Consider the following 20014-nt stretch of genomic DNA (forward strand, 5'->3'; position numbering starts at 1 on the left):
TATGAATCGCGTTTTTCTGCTTATGGCTGCGGCCATTCTGACTGTTGCGGCCGCTTGCACGCCTGCAACCGACTCCAGCAGCACCTACCGCATCCGCAATGCGGACAAGGTCCAGATCCGGATGCTAGATTCCGTCAATGCGCTGCGCCAGGCCGCAGGTGCGCAAGCAGTTCAGCTGAACGCTGAGCTGACCGCCGCCGCCGCGACCCACTCGCGCGATATGTCGGTGCAAAACCGGCCTTGGCACTTCGGCTCCGACGGCTCCTCGCCGCTCGACCGGGTCACGCGGGCGGGCTACACCGGCACGCTGCTGGGCGAGAATATCTCGGAAACCTACGAAAATGAGCAGCAGACGCTGACCGCCTGGCTGGAACGTCCCGCAACCCGCGCGGTGATTCTGGATCCGAAGGCCGCGAATATGGGCTTTTCCTGGTTTCAGGAGCCGAATGGCAAAATCTGGTGGACGCTGGTGATGGGCAGCTGAGCCAGCACGGCGCCATGCCCAAGGCTGCCAAGAGGTGCCGGCCCTGCCGGCGCATCTGCAGGCGCGGGAGCCCGCCGCCGCCTGATTGCGGTTCAGGGCCGCAAGGCGATGGTGGTTCCGTCCTGCACCATGGCATAGATCTCTTCGATCTCGTCGTTTGACACCGCAATGCAGCCCGCGGTCCAATCGCTGACCCGCGCCGCGCGCTTGCGCTCCTTGGGGTTGTTGGGCTGCCCGTGGATAAAGATCTCGCCGCCGGGCTGCTTGCCCGCCGCATGCGCCTTGGCCCTGTCCTGCCCATTCGGATAGGAAATGCCGACGGACAGATGGTACCGGCTGTTGGGGTTGCGGCGGTCGATCTTATAGGTGCCTTCCGGGGTTTTACCGTCGCCCTCGAACTGCTTGTGGCCCTGCGGCGCAAAACCCAGATCAACGTCGTACTCCCGCAGCACCTCTTCATTGTGCAGCAGATACATCTTGCGCGAGCCCTTATTGATCACCACCGAAGTGACCTTGGGTCCTTCATAGAACTGGAACCTGCGCGCCGCGCCGCCTGACCTGCTGCAACCTGCCAGTGCAAGGCTTGCGGCAGCACCGACCCCGAATGCCCTTCTGTTCATTGTTCAGCCTGTATTTCTTGTTTGCCTCTATTCAGGCCATACCGCGAAACCGGGATTAAGAAAATTCACAATTTCCTGTCTTCTTCTGCGAGGCTGGAAATTTTCTGCTCGATGGCCTCCAGCCGGCTCAGCACTTCGTCCCGGTAGGCATCGGTGCGCTCGCCCTCCTCCTCGTGGTGGGCATCCTGCATCGAATTCACGATCAGGCCGACCAGGAGGTTCACCACCGCAAAGGTGGTGACCATTATGAAGGGCACAAAGAAGGCCCAGGCGTGAGGATGCACCTCCATTACCGGCCGCACGATCCCCATCGACCAGCTTTCCAGTGTCATGATCTGGAACAGCGAATAGGCGCTGAGGCCCAGGTCGCCGAACCATTCCGGGAAGTCCTGGCCGAATAGTTTGGTGGAGATCACCGCGCCGATATAGAAGATGATCGCCATCAGCAGGAACACCGACCCCATTCCGGGCAGTGCGGTGATGAAGCCTTCGACCACACGGCGCAGCCGCGGCGCGACCGAAATCACCCGCAGAACCCGCAGGATGCGCAGCGCCCGCAGCACCGACAGCCCCTGGGCCCCCGGTGCCAGTGCGATGCCGACAATCACGAAATCGAACACGCTCCAGCCGTTCAGGAAAAACCGCAGCCGGCGCACATAAAGCTTGGCCAGGATCTCCACCACGAAGATCGTCAGACAGGTATTGTCGATCAGATGGATCAGACCGCCGGCCCTGGCCATGACCGATGGCGACGTCTCCAGTCCCAGGGTCACCGCGTTGACCAGAATGACCGCGATGATGAACCGGCCGAAAAGGTCACTGTCCAGAATGGCTGCCAGCCGTTGGGTTGGTGTCATCGCTTGGGTATCCGTCATATCAGTCTTTCAGTGTGAACCGAGCAACCAGTTCGGTATGCGCCGACCAGCGGAACTGGTCAACGGCCTGGACCCAGTCAAGGCTATAGCCCGCTGCAACCAGCGTCTTTGCATCGCGGGCAAAGCTCACCGGGTTGCAGGAGACATAGGCGATCAACCGCGTGCGGGCCTTGGCCAACTGCGCAACCTGCGCTTCGGCGCCGGCCCGGGGCGGGTCGATTACCGCCGCGTCAAAGGCTGCACCGAATGGGTTCAGATCCTCGGGCAGCAGCGGATTGCGGAACAGGTCGCGGGTTTCGGTTGTGACCTTCTTCAGTCCCTTTGCCTTGCGCCAGCCGGCATCAAGCGCCGCTACCATTTCTCGTTCGCCTTCCACCGCGTGGACCTCAGCAGCCTGCGCCAAAGGCAGCGCAAAGGTACCGCATCCGGCGAACAGATCGACGATCCGCTTGGCACCTTTGGTGATTTCCAGCACCCCGTCCAGGAGGGCCGCCTCGCCCTCACGCGTGGCCTGCAGAAAAGCACCCGGAGGCGGGCAGACCAGGGCCTTTCCAAAAGGCTGCACCGGAGGCTGCTCCATCGCCACCGGCTCGTCGTCCCAGGTCAGCCGGGCAATCCGGTGTCTGTCGGCCAGCTGCGCCAGCTCGATCCTCAACGGGCCGTCCAGCGGCTTGCCGTTTTTGATCAGCATGTCGAGACCCGCTTCCGACGTGGTGACTGTCACCGCAAGTGGCGTTTTGCGGCTGGCCCCTGCCAGGGCCAGCGCTTCCGCCACCGGAATCGCAGCCATCAGGGCCGGCTCCAGCAGCTGGCAGTTGGGAATTTCGGTGATCACGTCCGACGCCTGGCCGTGAAACCCGGCCATCGCGCCTTTCTTGGTGCGCCGCACCGCCAGCGTTGCGCGGCGGCGGGACCGGGCCGGCGAGGTGTGGATGGGCCGGAACTCCGTCTCCAGCCCCTGCGCGCTCAGTGCATTGCGCACCACATCCGTCTTCCACTCCGCCACAAAGCTGTCGCTGGCGTGCTGCAGCTGGCAGCCGCCGCAGGACTTGTAATGGCGGCAGGGCGGCTGCACACGGTGCTCCGAGGGCGTCTCAATGCGGATGCTGGTCAAACGGCTGCCCTCGGCAATGCCGCTGACAGTCTCGCCCGGAAGGGTGCGCGGGGCAAACAAAGGGCCATCGGCCACGCCATCGCCTTGATGGCCCAGCCGGCTGATTGTTGCTGTGGTTCTGGCTGCATCAGTCATGGCGGCTCAATAGCGCGGCACAGGGATCAGCAAAAGCAAAATGCGCCGGTCAGGTTACTCTGCCGCCGCCTGCTCCTCGTCGGTGCAGATGAAACCACCGGACTGGCGCGCCCAGAACTGTGCATACAGACCGCCCCTGGCCAGCAGTTCATCATGGCTGCCGCTTTCAGCGATGCGGCCCTTCTCCATCACGATGATCCGGTCCATCTCGCTGAGCGTCGACAGACGGTGGGCAATCGCCAGCACCGTTTTGCCTTCCATCACCCGGTGCAACGCTGCCTGGATCGCGGCCTCAACCTCCGAATCCAGTGCCGAGGTGGCCTCGTCCAGCACCAGGATGGGCGCGTCCTTCAGAATGGCGCGGGCCAATGCGATCCGCTGCCGCTGCCCGCCGGACAGTTTCACTCCGCGCTCACCCAGAAAGGCATCATAGCCGGTGCGGCCCTGGCCATCCTCCAGCTCGGTGATGAATTCATGCGCCTCGGCCTTGTGTGCCGCCGCGGCGACCTCTTCCTCAGACGCATCCGGCCGCCCATAGAGAATGTTTTCCCGCGCCGAGCGGTTGAACATGGCGGTCTCCTGGGTGACCATGCCGATCTGACTGCGCAGTGAGTTCTGGGTGACCGTCGCAATATCCTGACCGTCGATAAGAATCCGGCCACTCTCTCCGTCATAAAGCCTGAGCAGCAGCGACACGAGCGTGGATTTCCCCGCCCCTGAGGCCCCGACGATGCCCAGCTTTTCGCCGGGATGAATAGTCAGGTCGATGCCCTGCACGCCGCCGACGTCGCGGCCATAGGCAAACTCGACCTGGTCAAAGACGATCTCGCCTTCGGTGACCTCCAGCGGCTTGGCGCCGGGCGTATCCTCTACCCTGTCGCGGACGGATAGTGTCTTCATGCCGTTCTCGATCTCGCCGACGTTGGAGTAAATCGCCATAAGCGTGAAGCTGACCCAGCCGGTCATCTGGGCGATGCGGATCGAGACCGCGCCTGCCGCCACGATGTCGCCTTCGGTCGCCGTGCCGGACTGCCACAGCAACAGCGTCGCGCCGATGAGCAACACCGGCAGAACGCCCGCCAGGCACATCAGGCAAAACCGGAAGCTGGCGGAGAGATAGCCGAAATGCAGTGACTTATCGCGGAACCGCACCATGGCGTCCTGGGCGGTGCGCTCCTCATGGTCGGCATGGGCAAACAGCTTGACCGTCTTGATGTTGGTAATCGAGTCGACAACCTGCCCGGTCACCATCGCCCGCGCCCCGGCCCGTGCGCCGGACCGCTTGCGGATGCGTGGCAGAAACCAGCGGATCAGCGCGAAATAGGCGATCAGCCAGACCAGAAACACCCCGGTAATGCGCCAATCAATAGACCCTAACAAGGCCAAAGAGCCAGCAAGAGACGCCAATGCAAAGGCGACAACATTGATCATCTCGGTGGTCACGGAGGTGACGGCGGTTGCCGTCTGCATCTGCTTCTGGGCGATCCGCCCGGCAAAATCGTCGTCAAAGAACCGAACCGATTGGCCCAATGTCCAGCGGTTCAGACGCGACAGCACCAGCGGGTTCACATTAGGCTGCACCACGATGGCATTGGAGGCTGCAGAGAGGCCGAACAGCACAGGGCGCACAATCAGGAAAAAGCCCAGCGCGAGTGCGATGACAGCCACATTGCCAGCCGAAAAAAACTGTTCCGGTCCGCTGGAAATTGCGGTGTCGATGACCATCCCCAGGATGAAGGCTGTGCCCGCCTCCATTCCGCCGGCCAGCGCCGAGAATGCCGCCGCCAGCAGCAGCATCGGCCAGGCGCCGGCCAGGCACCAGCGCAAGAAGGACCCCAGCCGTTGCGGCGGCGGGCCCTCTGCCGGGCGGAAGGCGTCGATCAGGTTGCCTATGTTCATTCTGCTGCCTCGATGTTCAGGAAGCCGCCGGACTGGCGCGCCCAAAGCTGTGCATAAAGCCCCTGCGCCTGCAATAGCGCCTCATGCGAGCCTTCTTCAACTATACGGCCCTGATCCATCACCAGGATACGATCCATCTGCGCGATGGTGGACAGCCGGTGTGCAATGGCGATCACCGTCTTGCCCTGCATCATGCCGTAGAGCGTTTCCTGTATCGCTGCTTCGACCTCGGAATCCAGCGCCGAGGTGGCCTCGTCCAGCACCAGGATCGGCGCGTCCTTCAGGATCACCCGCGCCAAGGTCACCCGCTGGCGCTGCCCGCCGGACAGTTTGACGCCGCGCTCGCCGACATGGGCGTCATATCCCTTGCGCCCCTCCGGATCCTCAAGGTCCAGAATGAACTCATGCGCCTGCGCCTGTTTTGCGGCGGCGATCATCTGCGCCTCTGTCGCGTCCGGACGTCCGTACAGCAGGTTGTCCCGCACTGAGCGGTGCATCAGCGCGCTGTCCTGCTGGACCATGCCGATGTGGCTGCGCAAGCTGTCCTGTGTCACCGCCCGGATGTCCTGGCCGTCGATCAGGATCTGCCCGCTCTCGGCGTCGTAGAATCGCAAAAGCAGTTTCACCAGGGTCGATTTACCGGCGCCCGAGCGCCCGATCAGGCCGATCTTCTCGCCCGGCTGGATGGTCAGGCTGATCCTGTCCAGCCCGCCGGCCTCCCGCCCGTAATGGTGCGATAGGTTGCGCAGCTCGATCTCGCCCTTGGTGAGCCGCAGCGGCTCCGCATTGGCGGCATCCACCAGGTCGATGGGCTGGGCAATAGTCTCCATCCCCTCGGCCACAACCCCCAGCTGGCGGAAGAAGGAGGTCAGCGCCCACATGATCCAGCCGGTCATCGCGTTCAGCCGCAGGGTCAGCGCCGTGGCCGCTGCCACCAGACCCACCGAAGCACTGCCTTGCATCCACAGCATCACGGCCCAGCCAACCACACCGACAATCAGCAGTCCGTTCAGCGTGACCAGCGTGGCATCCATGATGGTGAAAATGCGCATCTCTGTCTGGAACGTCTTGCGGGTGTTCTCGATTGCCTCGCGGGCATAGGTCAGCTCCCGGTCGTGATGGGCGAACATCTTGACCGAGTGGATGTTGGAATAGCTGTCGACCACCCGCCCCGTCACGGTAGAGCGCGCGTCAGACGATGCCTGGCTGGCCGGGCCGACCCGTTTGACCGTCCACATCACCAGTAGCGCGTAGAGGACAAACCAGACCGCCAGAGGCAGCATCAGACGCACATCGGCAACCCACAGCAGCACTGCCGCGCCCACCAGATAGGCCAGCGAGAAGGTGATGGCGTCAAAGACCTGAAAGACCACCTCTCCCGCAGCGGGCGGGGTTTGCATGATCCGGTTGGCAATCCGCCCGGCAAAATCGTTCTCGAACCAGCCCACCGACTGGCGCAGCACGTGCTTGTGTGCCCGCCAGCGGATCAGGGTACCAAAGTTCGGCAGGATCGTGTTGTTCAGCAGCACAACGTCCAAAAGCTGGATCAGCGGCCGCAACAGCAGAATGAACAGGGCGACCACGATCAATTCTGTGCCATGCGCCTCCCAGACCTCGGACGGGGTGCCCGACATCAGGTCAACGATACGGCCCATATAATAGATCAAGCCAACCTCAATCCCCGCGACCACGACCGACATCAGCGCAGCCAGGATAAAGACGGATTTGAACGGCTTGGAGTAGTCGCGCAGGAACGGCCACAGCCGCGTCGGCGGCGTGTTGCTTTCCGGGTAGGCGCAATAGGGGTCAATGAGGTTTTCAAAATAGCGAAACATGCGGGTGCTCCTGGCGTTCGAGCAAATCGGAATACAGATGCAGACAGCGGGCGGCCCAAGGCTCCCACGTCAAACGGGGCAAGGTCTCAGGCGTTAAAGAAACCAGATCCCGTAATACATCAGCATTCCTCCGTCATGTGGTGGCTGCCCTATGGGTACGCAAGATTGGCAGCTTTGTCACCCCCCAAGGTTGTGACGCTGCTGACACCCCTTGTCAGCGGAGGGTGCCCAGCAGCTCTTCGCGGCTGAGGGTGAACCCCGACGCAATCCAGTCCGCTTCCAGCTTCTTTACTGCCGCACCCAAAGCCGGCCCTTGCAGATCCGGCAGAAGATCCCGGGCTTTCACCGGGAAAACTGCCTCCGCGCCCAGCGCGATTTCAGTCTCTAAATCGGGGAAAAACGGCTGCTCCAGCAGCGCAGCGCGCAGCAGCAGTGAATCCAGTGCCTTCTCCGCGCCGAGCCGGTATCCCAGCTCCCCCGCCGCCGCGGTGCCAGATGCGGCCGCGCGGATTGCGGCCAGATGAGAGGCCTGTGCCTTGCTCAGCCGCAGGGCCTCTTGCAGACCTCCCCCGCCCAGCGCAGCAAGGCGGCGGATACCGGAAGCCGGACGCCCCGCCTCCAGGTGAATCAGAGGCGCCAGGGCGCGGTCATCGGCACCCGGCAGAATTTGAGCCAGGACGCCGGTCTGCCGCATTGCTGCAACCGAGGGCGCAGGATCGGGAGCCGCCAGCAGCTTCAACAGCTCCGCGCCGACGCGCTCCTTGGACAGCGACGCCAGCCCGTCCAGATTGGCAGCAATCGCCGCCAGCGCATCCGGATCAAAGCCTTCTGTGTGATCGCCGTACCAGGCATGAAAGCGGAAATACCGCAAGCTGCGCAAGTAATCCTCACGGATGCGGTTTTCCGCCGTTCCGATAAACCGCACCCGGCGCTGGGTCAGATCCGGCAGGCCGCCCAGCGGATCGACTACTTCGCCATCCGGGCGCGCGTAAATCGCATTCATGGTGAAATCGCGGCGGCGGGCGTCCTCGGCTATATCGGTTGAAAACGCCACCACAGCCCGGCGGCCGTCGGTGGCCACGTCCTTGCGAAAGGTGGTGATCTCATGCGGGATACCGTTTTTGATCAGGGTCACGGTGCCGTGGTCGATCCCGGTCGGCACCGCCTTGATTCCGGCTCGGGCGGCGAGCTCCAATACCTGCTCCGGCCGCGCATCGGTGGCGATATCCATGTCGGAGACCGGCTCGCACAGCAGCGCGTTGCGCACGCAACCGCCAACAAACAGCACCTGCGCACCATCTGCGGTAACGGCCTCGAAAACCGCCTGAGTTGCCTGATCCTTAAGCCAGGGCTGGTCGATCCGCATCAGCTCTCCATCCGTGCCGCAAAGCCGCGCAGCATCCGCGCGGTGGCGCCCCAAATGTAATAGGGCCCATAAGGTACGGTATAATAGCGCCGGCGGGTCCCGCGCCAGCGGCGCGACTCGATAATGTAGTTTTCCGTGTGCAGAACGTGTCTTAGCGGAACAGAAAAAACTTCGGCCACTTCCCCTGCTTCCGGGCGTGCGGCAAATCTTTCGCGGATCAAGGCAACCACCGGGGTCACGGAGAAGCCGGTCACCGTCTCATGCTCCGGCAGGCAGCCGAGAATCTCAGGCAGGTCCTGCGGCAGGCCGATTTCCTCCCAGGCTTCGCGCAGGGCGGCGGCGCAGGCGTCCTTGTCGCCCGCGTCCACCTTGCCGCCGGGAAACGCGATCTGTCCCGGGTGGTGCTTGAGCGCCGAGGACCGTTTGGTCAGGATCAGCCGGGGCGTGCCGGAGGCGATGGAGACCGGCACCAGAACGCCGGCATCCCGCAGCTTGCGCCCTTCCGGCAGCACCGTGCCGGGGTTGAGATCGAAATCGGAAGAGCCGCCGCCCTCCAGCTTCAGCGCGGCGGCTATTTTGTCCGTAAGATCTTGTGCGGGCTCACTCACTGGGCGGGTTTTCCGCGTCAAACCCCAGCGACGCGGGGTCCAGGTCGTAATGCGCGCCGCAGAACTGGCAGTCCGCGGTCACCCGGCCGTCATCGGTGGTCATCTTTTCGATGTCCTTGGCCGAGTAGATCGACAGGCTCTGGCGCACGCGGTCTTCCGAGCAAGTGCAGCCGAAGCGCACCGGCTGAAAATCGTAGACCCGCGGTTGTTCCTCGTGAAACAATCGGATCAGCAGGTCCGTGGGGGTGACCGACGGTCCGATCAGTTCCAGATCTTCCACCGTGTTCAGCAGCATGGTGACCCGGTTCCAGTTCTCTTCCTCGTCACCGGTGACCAGATCGGAGGCTTGCAGGACCTCTCCCGTCCCCTCGCTCTGTGCCGCGAAAGGCGACGCCTTGGGCATGCTCTGCAGCATCACGCCGCCTGCGCGCCAATGCTCGGGCACGCCCGGCTCAGCCGATTTTCCAAAACTCAGCTTGAACATGGTGGGCAGCTGTTCGGACTGGGCGAAATAGGCCTCTGCGCAGGCGCTGAGCGAACCCTGCGCCAGAGGGGTGATGCCCTGATAAGGCTGGGTGCCGTTGCCCTGGTCGATCAGGATCGCGAAATAGCCTTCGCCCACCTGCTCGAACGGATCGCCATCGGTCAGGCGCTCGCGGTCAAAGCTGGCGTAGGCGCGGATCTGGCCGATCTCGCCCTCCTTCTGCGGCGCGTAATAGTCGGTGGCGATCATCCGCACCGCACCCTTGGACTGCACCTGCAGCGACAGTTTCCAGCGCAGCGAAATGGTCTGACCGATCAGCGCCGTCAGCAGCGCCATCTCGGCGACCAGCGCCTCAACCGCTGGCGGATAGTCATGCTGTTTCAGGATACCATCCAGCACACCGTCCAGCCGCGCCACGCGGCCGCGCATGTCGGATACATCAAGCTGGAAGGGCAGGACGGTGTCGTCCCACGCGATTTTCGAACCAAGAGTCATGGGGTTTCCTTACGCGCCGGGGATTGGCATACCGGGGCTATATAGGAGAAATGATACTGGAGTGAAGGGGCCGGCCCGTGATCAGACGTTTTGGCGATACGCCGCAAAAAGGCCGGCGCTACCGGATGCGGCCGGGAGCTTATGCGCTGCTGCCGCGGGGCGGCAAGCTGCTGATCACCTGCCAGTACGACCCCCACCCTGACCTGCAGCTGCCGGGCGGCGGCATCGACCCTGGCGAATCGCCGATCCCTGCCCTGCACCGCGAGGTGTATGAGGAAACCGGCTGGAAGATATCCGCCCCGCGCAAGCTGGGGATGTTCCGGCGTTTCGCCTATATGCCGGAATACGATCTGTGGGCCGAAAAGCTGTGCCATATTTACATTGCCCGGCCGCTGCGCCGCATTGGCCCGCCGTTGGAAGACGGGCATGAAGCGCTGTGGGTTGATCCGCAGGAGGCCGCCGTCAGGCTGGGCAACGCCGGCGACCGCCATTTCGCAGCCCGGCTGGCAGCACGCCTGTGAATTCGGGCTAAACCCACCTCCCAAATACACAAAATCCCAGCCGCGGCCAGGACACCATCAGACTGAAGCTGTGGCAGGTTCAGGGACCTTGATACTCGAACAAGGTCGCTGAGACATCATCTTCCAGCCCGTGTTCCTTGCTCATCACCTGGGTCAGGTGCCAGTACAGATCGTCCAGGAACTCTTTGCCGCTCTGGCCGGATCCGCATTTTCCCACCAGCTCAAGCAGGCCTTCGGGTTCCAGCATGGAACCACCTTCCAGCCGCGCCTCGGTGAAGCCGTCTGAAAACAGCAGCAGGCGGTCGCCGCGCTCCATGGTGAATTCTTCCTGGCTGTAACCGATATCCGGCACCAGACCCACCGGGACGCCGCCCTTGCCGATGAATTCCATCTCGCCATTTTTCCGCAGCAGCAGCGGGTGCGGATGCCCGGCTTGCACCATCTTGACGACCCCGCTGCGCAGGTCAGCAATGCAGTAAGCCATGGTGAAGTATTCTTCGATGCCGGTGTCGGCGATCAGCCTGGCATTCAGCAGGCTGGCCACCTCCTCCGGCTGGCGCAGGGCGTAGAAGCGGTTAAACCGTTTCTCCATCCCGACGTTCTGATCGAAATAATTGGAGGATAGATAACCGCCCAGCCGCGCCGTCATCATCGCGGAGGTGATGCCATGACCCGACACGTCGATGGAGTAGAAGCCGATTCGGTTCACGCCCGGTGAGAACATGCCCACCAGGTCGCCACCGATGTGTCCGCAGGGTTTCAGCAGCAGGCTGACGGTGGAAGAGCCAAAAGTCTTGGACAGTTCCGGCACCAGCGATTCCTGGATCTTGCGGGCCTGGATCAGGTCCTTGTCGATCGCGTCATACACGCGCTGCAGCTCGCCCAGCGTTTCGGAGACAATGCGGTTCTTTTCTGACAGCTCCCGCTGCATGCGCAGGATCCGCTCCCCCGCGGAGATGCGCGCGCGCAGTTCATCAGAACTCACCGGCTTGGTCAGGAAGTCATCGGCGCCGGCATCAAGCCCCTCGGCGACCTCGTTCTTTTCGCTTTTGGAGGTCAGCAGGATGAAATAGGCGTAATCCTCGCTTGAGCGGGCCCGGAAGGCGCGGCAGAACTCCAGCCCGTTCATCCCCGGCATCATCCAGTCGCTGAGGATCAGATCCGGTGTTTCCGCCTGGCAGATCTCCATCGCGGCCTCGCCGCTCTCGGCCTCGACGACCTCAAAACCCCATTTCTTCAGTGAAGCCACAAGGATGCGTCTTTGCAGGCGGCTGTCATCGACAACCAGCACACGGCGTATTGATCCGGCCACTGTGTGGTCCTCGTTGTCCATCGAACTTTCTGGCAGCACCGAAGGCACCTCACAAATGGCAAAATCAGACAGTCTTGTGATACTATCGGTCCAGAAATTTAACAGGCGGTGAAACCTAAAATTTGAGCTTCCCCCTTTATTTCACTATATTTTTACTGCAATCAACTTAAGAAATCGCGCATGGCGACTGATCGTAAGGACAAGATACATGATTGACTGGCCGCGCGTGACCGAGCTGCGCGAAGAAGTGGGTGCAGAAGATTTCGAGGAAGTCGTAGAGATATTTCTCGAAGAAGTCGAAGAGGTTATCGGTAAGCTGCAAGACGGCGACCGCAGCCAGCTGGAGCAGGACCTGCACTTCCTGAAAGGCAGCGCGCTCAACCTCGGGTTTGCAGATTTTTCCGCACTCTGCCTGGACGGCGAGAGAAAATCAGCGCAGGGCGGCGCAGACGATGTGGATCTCCCTGCCATCATCACCAAGTTTCAGGCTTCCAAGTCTGCCTTTCTGACCGGCATGTCGGAAAAATTCTGACCCCGGCCGCTAGCCTCAGATCACGAATTGCGCCAGTGTTTCGTCCCGTGTGATGTCCGTATAGGTCATCCCAGCAGCATCCAGCCGCGCGAACAGCTGCTCAAAGTTTTCCGGCCGTTTGGTTTCGATCCCGATCAAGACAGAGCCGAAATTGCGGGCTGATTTCTTCATGTACTCAAAGCGGGCGATGTCGTCCTGAGGGCCCAGGATGCCCAGAAACTCCTTCAGCGCGCCAGGCCGCTGCGGCAGCCGCAGGATGAAGTATTTCTTCACCCCGGAATAGCGCTGCGCCCGTTCCTTGACCTCGGGCAGCCGTTCAAAATCGAAATTACCGCCGGACGTGACGCAGACCACAGTCTTGCCGCGGATCCAGGAGCGCACATCCTGCAGCGCCTCGACCGACAGCGCGCCCGCCGGCTCCAGCACGATACCCTCGACATTCAGCATCTCGATGATGGTCGCGCAAATGCGGTCTTCAGAGATTGCCAGCACATCCGGCAGCGGCACATCCTTCAGAATATCAAAGGGCAGATCGCCGATCCGCCCCACCGCCGCACCATCGACAAAGGTGTCGACGGTGTCCAGCGGCACCGGCTTGCCCGCCGCCAGCGCTGCGCGCAGGCAGGCGCCGCCTTCAGGCTCCACGAACAGGCTGTGCACATCCTCACCAAACCAGGAGGAAACGCCCGCTGACATGCCGCCGCCGCCCACCGGCAACAGAACGTGATCCGGGGCCTTGCCAAACTGAGCCTCAATTTCAACCGCAATGGAGGCTTGGCCTTCGATGACATCCGCATCGTCGAAGGGTGACAGGAAATGCCCGCCTTCCTGCGCGCACCATTCCTGCGCTGCCGCCAGGCAGATGTCGAAATAGTCGCCAACCAGATGGATCTCGATATTGTCACCACCGAACATCCGGGTCTTCTGGATCTTCTGCTGCGGCGTTGTGACCGGCATAAAGATCACACCGCGCTTGCCCATGTGACGGCACATGAAGGCAACGCCCTGGGCATGGTTCCCTGCAGAGGCGCAGACGAACAGCTCCTGGTCCGGCTGCTTGCGCATCGCATTCAGCGCGCCGCGGATTTTGTAGGAACGGACCGGGCTCAGGTCCTCGCGCTTGAGGTAAATGTCAGCGCCGAAGCGTTCGGACAGATGCACGTTGCGCTGCAAGGGTGTCGCGGGAAACACATCGCGCATCGCCTGTTCAGCGGCGCGGGCCTGGGTCTTGAAATCGCTCATGTATCCTTCAGTGGCGTATGCCCGCCCCTAAGGCAAGAGGCGGGTGCAAAGCATACATAAGAATACCGGCATTCAGACCGGGCGGCCTTCGACATAGTGGCCGTAAAGGGTGGTCAGCAGGCTGATGTTCAACAGCGCCAACGCAGCTGAGATCAGGATTGAAACACCAGCGGCCAGCGACGGAGAAGCTGACAAGGCTGTTGCGATGAATTGAGCTGCATACTGGGCCGCAACCAGAATGGCGGCCAGTCCAAGCAAGTCGCCGAAGGCGTTTGAGGTGGAGTTCCAGGCATCCCGAAGCCCCATCCCCGCGCCCAGCGCCGCCGCGGGCAGTATTACCGACAGCCTGAGGATCAGATAGGTGGTGAAGATTGCAATCGGCAGGCTGATCCATTGCAGGGCAGCCGGCCCTGCCCCGCTGAGGATGGTTGTCACCAGAAGAGCCACGAGCATTACGGGGATCATCATACAGATCAGGACCAGTGCAATCTGCAAAGACCGGCCGAAATAAGCCATTACCCGGCTACCCTCCAGGCGCGGCAGCCAGCCCTGCGGCATTTCCTCAAGCAGGACAAAGCGGTGCCAAGCAACAACGCTCCACATCCCAATCAAGAGCGAAAGGACTGAAACCAGGAACAGCGGGCCGCTTAAGCCTGAATTCTCTGGCATCGGGGTTACCACGCCCCACTGCAAGGTTTCCCACACCCCAGTCATCTTTAAAAACGTTGCAAACAGCGCAACGATCAACAGCGTGGGAACCAGAAAAACCCGCAGCATATCGCCGAAGTTCCGCGCCAGCATTCCGACAGAATGGCTGAATAGGGCCCATGGTTTCATGAAAATCTGCTCCAGTATGAAAATCACGTTCTGGCGCGAACCCTAGTTACCGAACGCGGTGCGCGAAACCCCGGAAAACCTTGCCCTTGCGGCCAAAACCCGATACGCCGCAGGCGTTCTGACCTGAGAGGGAATTCCATGTCCGCGCCCAAGAAAGTTGTGCTCGCCTATTCCGGTGGCCTCGACACCTCGATCATCCTGAAATGGCTGCAGACCGAATACGGCTGCGAAGTTGTCACCTTCACCGCCGATCTCGGCCAGGGTGAAGAGCTGGAGCCCGCCCGCAAGAAAGCGGAAATGCTGGGCATAAAGCCGGAGAACATCTTCATCGAGGATGTACGCGAGGAATTTGTCCGCGACTTCGTGTTCCCGATGTTCCGCGCCAATGCGGTCTATGAGGGCCTCTATCTGCTGGGCACCTCCATCGCCCGCCCGCTGATCTCCAAGCGCCTGGTTGAGATTGCTGAGGCCACTGGCGCCGACGCGGTTGCACATGGCGCCACCGGCAAGGGCAACGACCAGGTCCGTTTCGAACTGGCCGCCTATGCGCTGAACCCCGACATCAAGGTAATCGCGCCGTGGCGCGAATGGGACCTGTCTTCGCGCACCAAACTGCTGGAGTTTGCCGAGGCGCACCAGATCCCCGTCGCCAAGGACAAGCGCGGCGAAGCACCCTTCTCGGTTGATGCGAACCTTTTGCACACATCCTCCGAGGGCAAGGTGCTGGAAGACCCGGCGCTGGAAGCGCCCGATTACGTCTACCAGCGCACCGTCCACCCCGAGGACGCGCCCGACACTCCCGAATACATCGAGATCGGCTTCGAGAAGGGCGATGCGGTCAGCATCAACGGCGAAGCGATGAGCCCGGCCACCATCCTGACCGAACTGAACGAATACGGGCGCAAGCACGGCATCGGCCGCCTCGACCTGGTCGAAGGCCGGTTCGTCGGCATGAAGTCCCGCGGCATTTACGAGACTCCGGGCGGCACCATCCTGCTGGAAGCCCACCGCGGTATCGAATCCATCACAATGGACCGCGGCGCGATGCACCTGAAGGACCAGCTGATGCCGCAATACGCAGAGCTTATCTACAACGGCTTCTGGTACTCGCCGGAACGCGAAATGCTGCAGGCCGCCATCGACAAGAGCCAGGAATTCGTCTCCGGCACCGTGCGCGTGAAGCTCTACAAGGGCCTGGCCTCTACCGTTGGCCGCTGGTCGGACAACTCGCTCTACTCCGAGGCGCATGTGACCTTTGAAGAAGACGCCGGCGCCTACGACCAGAAGGACGCCGCAGGCTTCATCCAGCTGAACGCCCTGCGTCTCAAGCTGCTGGCCGCCCGCGAGCGCCGGATCAAAAAGTGAGTGATCAAGACGGCATAGACGGCGATTTCGAGGATGATTTCGCGGAAGAGCTGGACATGTTCGTCGAGGCTCAGGACACCGTCTGGGCGGCTGTCCTGAGTGAGCTCTCAGCAGGACAGAAGACGAGCCACTGGATGTGGTTCGTCTTTCCCCAGCTGGCCGAACTCTGCCGCTCCCACATGGCGCAGCTTTACGGGATCGAGGATCTGGCGGAGGCTACCGCCTACCTGAACCACGATAAACTCCGCGCCCGCCTGGTCGAGGTCAGCCAGCTGATGCTGCAGCATCGCGGCAAAGCGCCGGAACAGATCCTTGGCAGCATCGACGCCAAGAAACTGCGCTCCTCGATGACGCTGTTTGCCGCCGTGCCCGGCGCGCCGGCAGAGTTTCGGGAGGTGCTTGTCGCCTTCTATGATGGCCAACCCTGCCCGCTCACCCAGGACGCGCTTGCCGGCGGGTAATCCGCCAGCTTCCCCTTTGGTCAATATTGCCCGGACCGCCTTGCCTGCCTAACGCTCACGTCAGGCAAGGGAGGACACCATGGCACTTGAAGATATCGCAGCGGGCATCCGCACTGGGCTCGCCGGCAAAACTTTCGATGGCTCGCTGAAATTCGATTGCGGCGATGACGGCGTCATCGTGCTCTCACAGGGGGATGCCACAACCCTGGACCGGGACACCGATTGCACGCTGCGCCTGTCCGCAGACAACCTGCAAAAGCTGCTCGCCGGCAAGCTGAACCCGATGACCGCGGTGATGATGGGCAAGATCAAGGTTTCCGGCGACATGGGCGTCGCCATGAAATTGAGCAAGCTGATCGGCTGAACTGCTTCCTCCTGCGCCAAACATCCTTGGCGGTGAGCGCCGCAGGCGCGAGGGGGCAAAGCCCCCTGCGCGCGTCAGATCTTCACGGCTTTCATCTGCTTGTAATAGGGCATTGCCGCCCGCAGCACGGGCTGCAGCGCGTCCGGCACCTGCGGCAACGGCCCCTCGGCGCCGGCAAACCCGGTGGAGTTCCAGACCGCGCCATACCAATGCTCAGCCCAGACGCCGTCATCCTTGTGCCCGCCTTTGGGCCAGCTCAGCATCTTCGGGGAATAGGGGATGCCGATTGCTTCGCAAAGCTGCTCCAGCTTGGCAGCCGGGTTGGCACGGATATCGTGGCTGTCCACCACCACCGGCGTCTGCCCCCAGCCGCGCACCAGCTCAAACAGTTCTGCTTGCTGGCGGAAGCCGATATCCTCCAGTGTGGGGTTTTCCCGTTTTGCCGCATAAGAGGCAATCACCCGCGCCGGATGGCGGATCAGAAAGACGTTGACAGCCTCCCGCATCCAGTCCCGCGGCACGCCCGGAATCATGTGCTGGGTCATGTGCTTTTGATAATAGTGAGGCTTTGCCCCAGGCACCGGTCCAAGCAGCGCCTCCGCCACCGCCTCAGGATTCTGCGGCTGGCTGTCCAGAATCTCGCTTCGCATCGGATGGCCGAGCCCGGTCATCGCCAGATAGGCGGCATAGAATGGTTCGTCCACCACGGCGCAATCGCCGCGGTTGCCAAAGGCATACATCATCGCGGTCGACAGGTTCCGCGGTCCTGACCACATAGCAACCCGCATCACGCGCACTCCTTTTCAATCAGTTGCTTGTAGAGGCCCCGGATACGTTCGGTTACGGGACCCATTTGACCGCTGCCGATCTGCCGCCCGTCGATCTCTCCCACCGGGGTCTGGGCGCCGAAGGTGCCGGTGAGAAAGGCTTCATCTGCGCCGTAGGTGTCTACAAGCGAGTAGTTACGCTCAAACACCGGGATGCCGTTGTCCCGGCATAGGTCTATCACCTTCTGCCGGGTGATGCCGTTCATGCAATAATCCCCGGTGGAGGTCCAAACCTCGCCCTTGCGCACGATGAAGAAGTTGCAGGCGTTGGTGGTGTTTACAAAGCCATTCACGTCCAGCATCAGCGCCTCATCCGCACCGGCTTTTTCCGCCGCAATACAGGCGAGAATGCAGTTCAGCTTGGAATGAGAGTTCAGCTTGGGGTCCTGGGTCATCGGCAGGCCGCGGATATGCGGTACCGTAGCCAGCTTGATCGGGCGCGGCAGGTTCGGGCGCGAGTGTTCCATGATTATAGTCATGGTCGGCCCCTGCTGCGACAGGGAGGGGTGCTGGAAGGGCCGGGTCTTCACCCCCCGTGTGAGCATCAGCCGGGCATGGGCGTCTGTCGTCATGCCATTGGCTTTTTGTGTCTCTAACAAGGCACCTTTGACATCTTCCCGGTCCATACCGATGTCCAGGTCGATGGCCTTTGCAGCCTCGAACAGCCGGTCCAGATGCTCATCCATGAAGGCCCAGGTGCCGTTGTACAGCCGCAGCCCTTCCCAGACACCATCGCCCAGCATGAAGCCGCTGTCATAGACGCTCACCTTGGCTTCGGCCTTGGGAACGATTTCGCCGTTCAGATAGATCAGGATCTCCTCATTGCGCTGATCTTCTTCGGCTTGGTGGGTGCTCATCTTTTTTGTCATGGAATCCTCCTGCTGGCGGCACGTTAATAAGATTGGATCCAATTTCCAAGCGGTAACTTGCTGTCACCTGTTTGTGAGAACTGCCCATGCCGGGTTGAGAGGCGCGGCAACTGCCGGCAGGGTGGCATCGAAGCAGGATGGAGGCGGAGATGCGTGTTCTGGAGAGACTTAAACCTTTGGCTCTGGCGGGTTTGATCGCCATCGGCACCGCGGCGCAAACTAATCCGCTGCAGGCTCAGTCTACTGAAGTCCTTACAGTGGCTGGCGGCTGCTTCTGGTGTGTGGAAAGCGATTTCGAAAGCGTGCCTGGGGTGATCGAAGCGGTTTCAGGCTACACTGGAGGCAAGGTAGTGAACCCGACCTACAAGGACGTGACCCGCGGCGGCAGCGGCCACTACGAGGCGGTGCAGATCATTTTTGACCCGGCAAAAGTGTCCCGGCAGCGGCTTCTGGAGATGTTCTTCCGCTCGGTCGACCCAACCGATGCAGGCGGCCAGTTCTGCGACCGCGGCGAGAGCTACCGTACAGCTGTTTTTGTCTCTAACAAGGCGGAAACAGCTTTGGCTGACAGGGTAAAAGCCGAAGCACAGCAGGCCTTGGGGCAAAAAATCGTGACGCCTGTTCTGCCGGCGAAGACCTTTTACAAGGCCGAAGATTATCACCAGGACTATTACAAGGGGAACAGCCTGGTTTTCACCCGTTTTGGTCCCAAGCGGCAGGCGGCGGCCTATAAGCGTTACCGCCAGGCCTGCGGCCGGGACGCAAGGGTGGCGAAACTATGGGGCGACGCGGCGCCTTTTGCCAAGGGGTATTGAGGCAGAGCCTGCCTCCTTGGCCTGACAGCCATTTCCCGAAAATTTGTTGCGCCCAGACAGAAGCGGGCCACCCGTATCAGAAACGGGCGGCTCGAACTTCTGCCAGCTCAGGGATCACATCCGCAGTGCCATGGCGGGTAACCATCAGTGCCGCGGCACGGCTGGCCTGAGCCATCGCCTCTGCCATCGCCAGCCCCTGGTCCAAACCCGACAGGACGTAGCCGGTGAAGGTGTCGCCGGCCCCGGTCGTATCGACCGCCATGACCGGCAGCGCGGGCACGTCCAGAACGGCGCCGGTTTCACCGTCGATGTGACGGGCGCCTTTGGAGCCAAGGGTAATGATCACGTCCTTGACGCCGAGTTCACCCGGCGTCTTACCGGTGTCCTGCTGCAGCTGCTGGGCCTCCACCTCATTCAGGATCAGGAAATCCAGATACGGCAGCACCGCCTGCACGGCGTCCGCATCAAACGGGGCCGCGGCATAACATACCCGCAGACCCATCCGCCGGCCCAACTGCGCCGCCTCTGCCTGCAGGTTGGTTTCGTTCTGCATCACCAGAATGTCGCCGACGCTTGCCTGGGCCAGCGCCTGCTCCAGCTGCACGCTGTTCAGCACACGGTTAGCGCCGGGGAATAGAATGATCTGGTTTTCCCCCTCAGGCTCCACCGCGATGATGGCATGACCGGTCGGCGTTGCCACCTGGGAAACGTGGTCCGTGCCGGCACCGTAGGCCTTCAGCCGCTCAATTGCCCAGACCCCGTCTGGGCCGACCGCGCCAATGTGGTGCACCTCACTGCCCGCCCGGGTGGCGGCGACGGACATATTGGCGCCCTTGCCGCCGAGAAACCGGTCAAGCCGCAGGGCGGCCAGGGTTTCCCCCGCCGCCGGCAGATGCGGCATGGAATAGACCATATCCGCGTTGATTGAACCGAGGTTCCAGATCGCCATATCAA

Annotated in this window: 21 protein-coding genes; 7 read left to right on the forward strand and 14 right to left on the reverse strand. The window is 61.8% G+C overall.

The window, feature by feature from the left end; all coding sequences use genetic code 11:
* Nucleotide 1: 1 nt before the first annotated feature.
* Nucleotides 2-484, forward strand: a complete 483-nt coding sequence (gene dalA, locus ACTRWG_RS01385; protein ID WP_027235955.1) for a divisome-associated lipoprotein DalA — start codon at nucleotides 2-4, stop codon at nucleotides 482-484.
* Nucleotides 485-576: 92 nt separating this feature from the next.
* Here the strand turns inward: dalA and ACTRWG_RS01390 are convergent, their stop codons facing one another.
* From ACTRWG_RS01390 to hslO, 8 genes are all read right to left on the reverse strand, one after another.
* Nucleotides 577-1104: a L,D-transpeptidase family protein gene (locus ACTRWG_RS01390; RefSeq protein ID WP_462828855.1), complete on the reverse strand. Its 528-nt coding sequence runs from the start codon at nucleotides 1102-1104 to the stop codon at nucleotides 577-579.
* A 65-nt stretch (nucleotides 1105-1169) separates the two neighbouring features.
* Nucleotides 1170-1979, reverse strand: coding sequence for an ion transporter (locus ACTRWG_RS01395; protein WP_462828856.1), 810 nt, complete (start codon nucleotides 1977-1979; stop codon nucleotides 1170-1172).
* Nucleotide 1980: 1 nt separating this feature from the next.
* Nucleotides 1981-3228: a class I SAM-dependent RNA methyltransferase gene (locus tag ACTRWG_RS01400; protein ID WP_027235952.1), complete on the reverse strand. Its 1248-nt coding sequence runs from the start codon at nucleotides 3226-3228 to the stop codon at nucleotides 1981-1983.
* A 54-nt stretch (nucleotides 3229-3282) separates the two neighbouring features.
* Nucleotides 3283-5127, reverse strand: coding sequence for an ABC transporter ATP-binding protein (locus tag ACTRWG_RS01405; protein ID WP_027235951.1), 1845 nt, complete (start codon nucleotides 5125-5127; stop codon nucleotides 3283-3285).
* Nucleotides 5124-6962, reverse strand: coding sequence for an ABC transporter ATP-binding protein (locus ACTRWG_RS01410; protein WP_027235950.1), 1839 nt, complete (start codon nucleotides 6960-6962; stop codon nucleotides 5124-5126). The genes ACTRWG_RS01405 and ACTRWG_RS01410 overlap by 4 nt, the downstream gene beginning before the upstream one ends.
* A gap of 214 nt (nucleotides 6963-7176) precedes the next feature.
* Nucleotides 7177-8328 (reverse strand): CCA tRNA nucleotidyltransferase, encoded by a 1152-nt coding sequence (locus ACTRWG_RS01415; protein WP_027235949.1) that lies wholly within the window; start codon nucleotides 8326-8328, stop codon nucleotides 7177-7179.
* Nucleotides 8328-8936 carry a CoA pyrophosphatase gene (locus ACTRWG_RS01420; RefSeq protein WP_027235948.1) on the reverse strand — a complete coding sequence of 203 codons (609 nt, stop codon included), beginning with the start codon at nucleotides 8934-8936 and terminating at the stop codon, nucleotides 8328-8330. Before ACTRWG_RS01420 ends, ACTRWG_RS01415 begins: the two co-directional genes overlap by 1 nt.
* Complete coding sequence (gene hslO, locus ACTRWG_RS01425; RefSeq protein WP_027235947.1) at nucleotides 8929-9915, reverse strand: Hsp33 family molecular chaperone HslO; 987 nt, start codon at nucleotides 9913-9915, stop codon at nucleotides 8929-8931. The genes ACTRWG_RS01420 and hslO overlap by 8 nt, the downstream gene beginning before the upstream one ends.
* Before the next feature lie 77 nt (nucleotides 9916-9992).
* Here hslO and ACTRWG_RS01430 point away from each other — a divergent pair, with 77 nt between their 5' ends.
* Entirely contained in the window at nucleotides 9993-10436 is a 444-nt protein-coding gene (locus ACTRWG_RS01430) for an NUDIX hydrolase (RefSeq protein ID WP_027235946.1), read from the forward strand.
* 79 nt (nucleotides 10437-10515) lie between these two features.
* Here the strand turns inward: ACTRWG_RS01430 and ACTRWG_RS01435 are convergent, their stop codons facing one another.
* Complete coding sequence (locus ACTRWG_RS01435) at nucleotides 10516-11769, reverse strand: PP2C family protein-serine/threonine phosphatase (protein WP_154667839.1); 1254 nt, start codon at nucleotides 11767-11769, stop codon at nucleotides 10516-10518.
* 187 nt (nucleotides 11770-11956) lie between these two features.
* Here ACTRWG_RS01435 and ACTRWG_RS01440 point away from each other — a divergent pair, with 187 nt between their 5' ends.
* Nucleotides 11957-12280: an Hpt domain-containing protein gene (locus ACTRWG_RS01440; RefSeq protein ID WP_027235944.1), complete on the forward strand. Its 324-nt coding sequence runs from the start codon at nucleotides 11957-11959 to the stop codon at nucleotides 12278-12280.
* Nucleotides 12281-12295: 15 nt separating this feature from the next.
* Here the strand turns inward: ACTRWG_RS01440 and ilvA are convergent, their stop codons facing one another.
* Nucleotides 12296-13522, reverse strand: coding sequence for a threonine ammonia-lyase IlvA (gene ilvA / locus ACTRWG_RS01445; RefSeq protein ID WP_027235943.1), 1227 nt, complete (start codon nucleotides 13520-13522; stop codon nucleotides 12296-12298).
* 72 nt (nucleotides 13523-13594) lie between these two features.
* Nucleotides 13595-14323 (reverse strand): hypothetical protein, encoded by a 729-nt coding sequence (locus tag ACTRWG_RS01450; protein ID WP_027235942.1) that lies wholly within the window; start codon nucleotides 14321-14323, stop codon nucleotides 13595-13597.
* Between the two features lie 174 nt (nucleotides 14324-14497).
* Here ACTRWG_RS01450 and ACTRWG_RS01455 point away from each other — a divergent pair, with 174 nt between their 5' ends.
* The 3 genes from ACTRWG_RS01455 to ACTRWG_RS01465 all read left to right on the forward strand — a co-directional run bounded on the left by ACTRWG_RS01455 (nucleotide 14498) and on the right by ACTRWG_RS01465 (nucleotide 16549).
* A complete protein-coding gene (locus ACTRWG_RS01455; RefSeq protein WP_462828857.1) occupies nucleotides 14498-15724 on the forward strand; it encodes an argininosuccinate synthase in 1227 nt (408 codons plus the stop codon).
* Nucleotides 15721-16185 (forward strand): DUF1810 domain-containing protein, encoded by a 465-nt coding sequence (locus ACTRWG_RS01460; protein ID WP_462828858.1) that lies wholly within the window; start codon nucleotides 15721-15723, stop codon nucleotides 16183-16185. Before ACTRWG_RS01455 ends, ACTRWG_RS01460 begins: the two co-directional genes overlap by 4 nt.
* 79 nt (nucleotides 16186-16264) lie before the next feature.
* The gene (locus ACTRWG_RS01465; protein ID WP_027235939.1) at nucleotides 16265-16549 is read left to right on the forward strand and encodes an SCP2 sterol-binding domain-containing protein; all 285 of its coding nucleotides are present in this window, start codon (nucleotides 16265-16267) and stop codon (nucleotides 16547-16549) included.
* A gap of 74 nt (nucleotides 16550-16623) precedes the next feature.
* Here the strand turns inward: ACTRWG_RS01465 and ACTRWG_RS01470 are convergent, their stop codons facing one another.
* Together ACTRWG_RS01470 and ACTRWG_RS01475 are read right to left on the reverse strand one after the other, a co-directional pair.
* Complete coding sequence (locus tag ACTRWG_RS01470) at nucleotides 16624-17337, reverse strand: sulfotransferase-like domain-containing protein (RefSeq protein ID WP_027235938.1); 714 nt, start codon at nucleotides 17335-17337, stop codon at nucleotides 16624-16626.
* On the reverse strand, nucleotides 17337-18245 hold the full coding sequence (locus tag ACTRWG_RS01475; RefSeq protein ID WP_027235937.1) for a D-amino acid aminotransferase: 909 nt from the start codon (nucleotides 18243-18245) through the stop codon (nucleotides 17337-17339). The genes ACTRWG_RS01470 and ACTRWG_RS01475 overlap by 1 nt, the downstream gene beginning before the upstream one ends.
* 149 nt (nucleotides 18246-18394) lie before the next feature.
* Between ACTRWG_RS01475 and msrA the strand changes: the two genes are divergently transcribed.
* Nucleotides 18395-19060, forward strand: coding sequence for a peptide-methionine (S)-S-oxide reductase MsrA (gene msrA / locus ACTRWG_RS01480; protein WP_027235936.1), 666 nt, complete (start codon nucleotides 18395-18397; stop codon nucleotides 19058-19060).
* 76 nt (nucleotides 19061-19136) lie between these two features.
* Here the strand turns inward: msrA and ACTRWG_RS01485 are convergent, their stop codons facing one another.
* Nucleotides 19137-20009, reverse strand: a complete 873-nt coding sequence (locus tag ACTRWG_RS01485) for a ribokinase (protein WP_027235935.1) — start codon at nucleotides 20007-20009, stop codon at nucleotides 19137-19139.
* Nucleotides 20010-20014: the final 5 nt, after the last annotated feature.

It is taken from the genome of Leisingera sp. G5_S3_59_S7, assembly GCF_054968485.1.

Excerpts from the sequence above, each read along its gene's own strand:
- dalA (WP_027235955.1), top strand. The coding sequence starts at position 2 with ATGAATCGCGTTTTTCTGCTTATGGCTGCGGCCATTCTGACTGTTGCG.
- ACTRWG_RS01390 (WP_462828855.1), bottom strand. The coding sequence starts at position 1,104 with ATGAACAGAAGGGCATTCGGGGTCGGTGCTGCCGCAAGCCTTGCACTG.
- ACTRWG_RS01395 (WP_462828856.1), bottom strand. The coding sequence starts at position 1,979 with ATGACGGATACCCAAGCGATGACACCAACCCAACGGCTGGCAGCCATT.
- ACTRWG_RS01400 (WP_027235952.1), bottom strand. The coding sequence starts at position 3,228 with ATGACTGATGCAGCCAGAACCACAGCAACAATCAGCCGGCTGGGCCAT.
- ACTRWG_RS01405 (WP_027235951.1), bottom strand. The coding sequence starts at position 5,127 with ATGAACATAGGCAACCTGATCGACGCCTTCCGCCCGGCAGAGGGCCCG.
- ACTRWG_RS01410 (WP_027235950.1), bottom strand. The coding sequence starts at position 6,962 with ATGTTTCGCTATTTTGAAAACCTCATTGACCCCTATTGCGCCTACCCG.
- ACTRWG_RS01415 (WP_027235949.1), bottom strand. The coding sequence starts at position 8,328 with ATGCGGATCGACCAGCCCTGGCTTAAGGATCAGGCAACTCAGGCGGTT.
- hslO (WP_027235947.1), bottom strand. The coding sequence starts at position 9,915 with ATGACTCTTGGTTCGAAAATCGCGTGGGACGACACCGTCCTGCCCTTC.
- ACTRWG_RS01435 (WP_154667839.1), bottom strand. The coding sequence starts at position 11,769 with ATGGACAACGAGGACCACACAGTGGCCGGATCAATACGCCGTGTGCTG.
- ACTRWG_RS01440 (WP_027235944.1), top strand. The coding sequence starts at position 11,957 with ATGATTGACTGGCCGCGCGTGACCGAGCTGCGCGAAGAAGTGGGTGCA.
- ilvA (WP_027235943.1), bottom strand. The coding sequence starts at position 13,522 with ATGAGCGATTTCAAGACCCAGGCCCGCGCCGCTGAACAGGCGATGCGC.
- ACTRWG_RS01450 (WP_027235942.1), bottom strand. The coding sequence starts at position 14,323 with ATGCTGGCGCGGAACTTCGGCGATATGCTGCGGGTTTTTCTGGTTCCC.
- ACTRWG_RS01455 (WP_462828857.1), top strand. The coding sequence starts at position 14,498 with ATGTCCGCGCCCAAGAAAGTTGTGCTCGCCTATTCCGGTGGCCTCGAC.
- ACTRWG_RS01465 (WP_027235939.1), top strand. The coding sequence starts at position 16,265 with ATGGCACTTGAAGATATCGCAGCGGGCATCCGCACTGGGCTCGCCGGC.
- ACTRWG_RS01470 (WP_027235938.1), bottom strand. The coding sequence starts at position 17,337 with ATGCGGGTTGCTATGTGGTCAGGACCGCGGAACCTGTCGACCGCGATG.
- ACTRWG_RS01475 (WP_027235937.1), bottom strand. The coding sequence starts at position 18,245 with ATGACAAAAAAGATGAGCACCCACCAAGCCGAAGAAGATCAGCGCAAT.
- msrA (WP_027235936.1), top strand. The coding sequence starts at position 18,395 with ATGCGTGTTCTGGAGAGACTTAAACCTTTGGCTCTGGCGGGTTTGATC.
- ACTRWG_RS01485 (WP_027235935.1), bottom strand. The coding sequence starts at position 20,009 with ATGGCGATCTGGAACCTCGGTTCAATCAACGCGGATATGGTCTATTCC.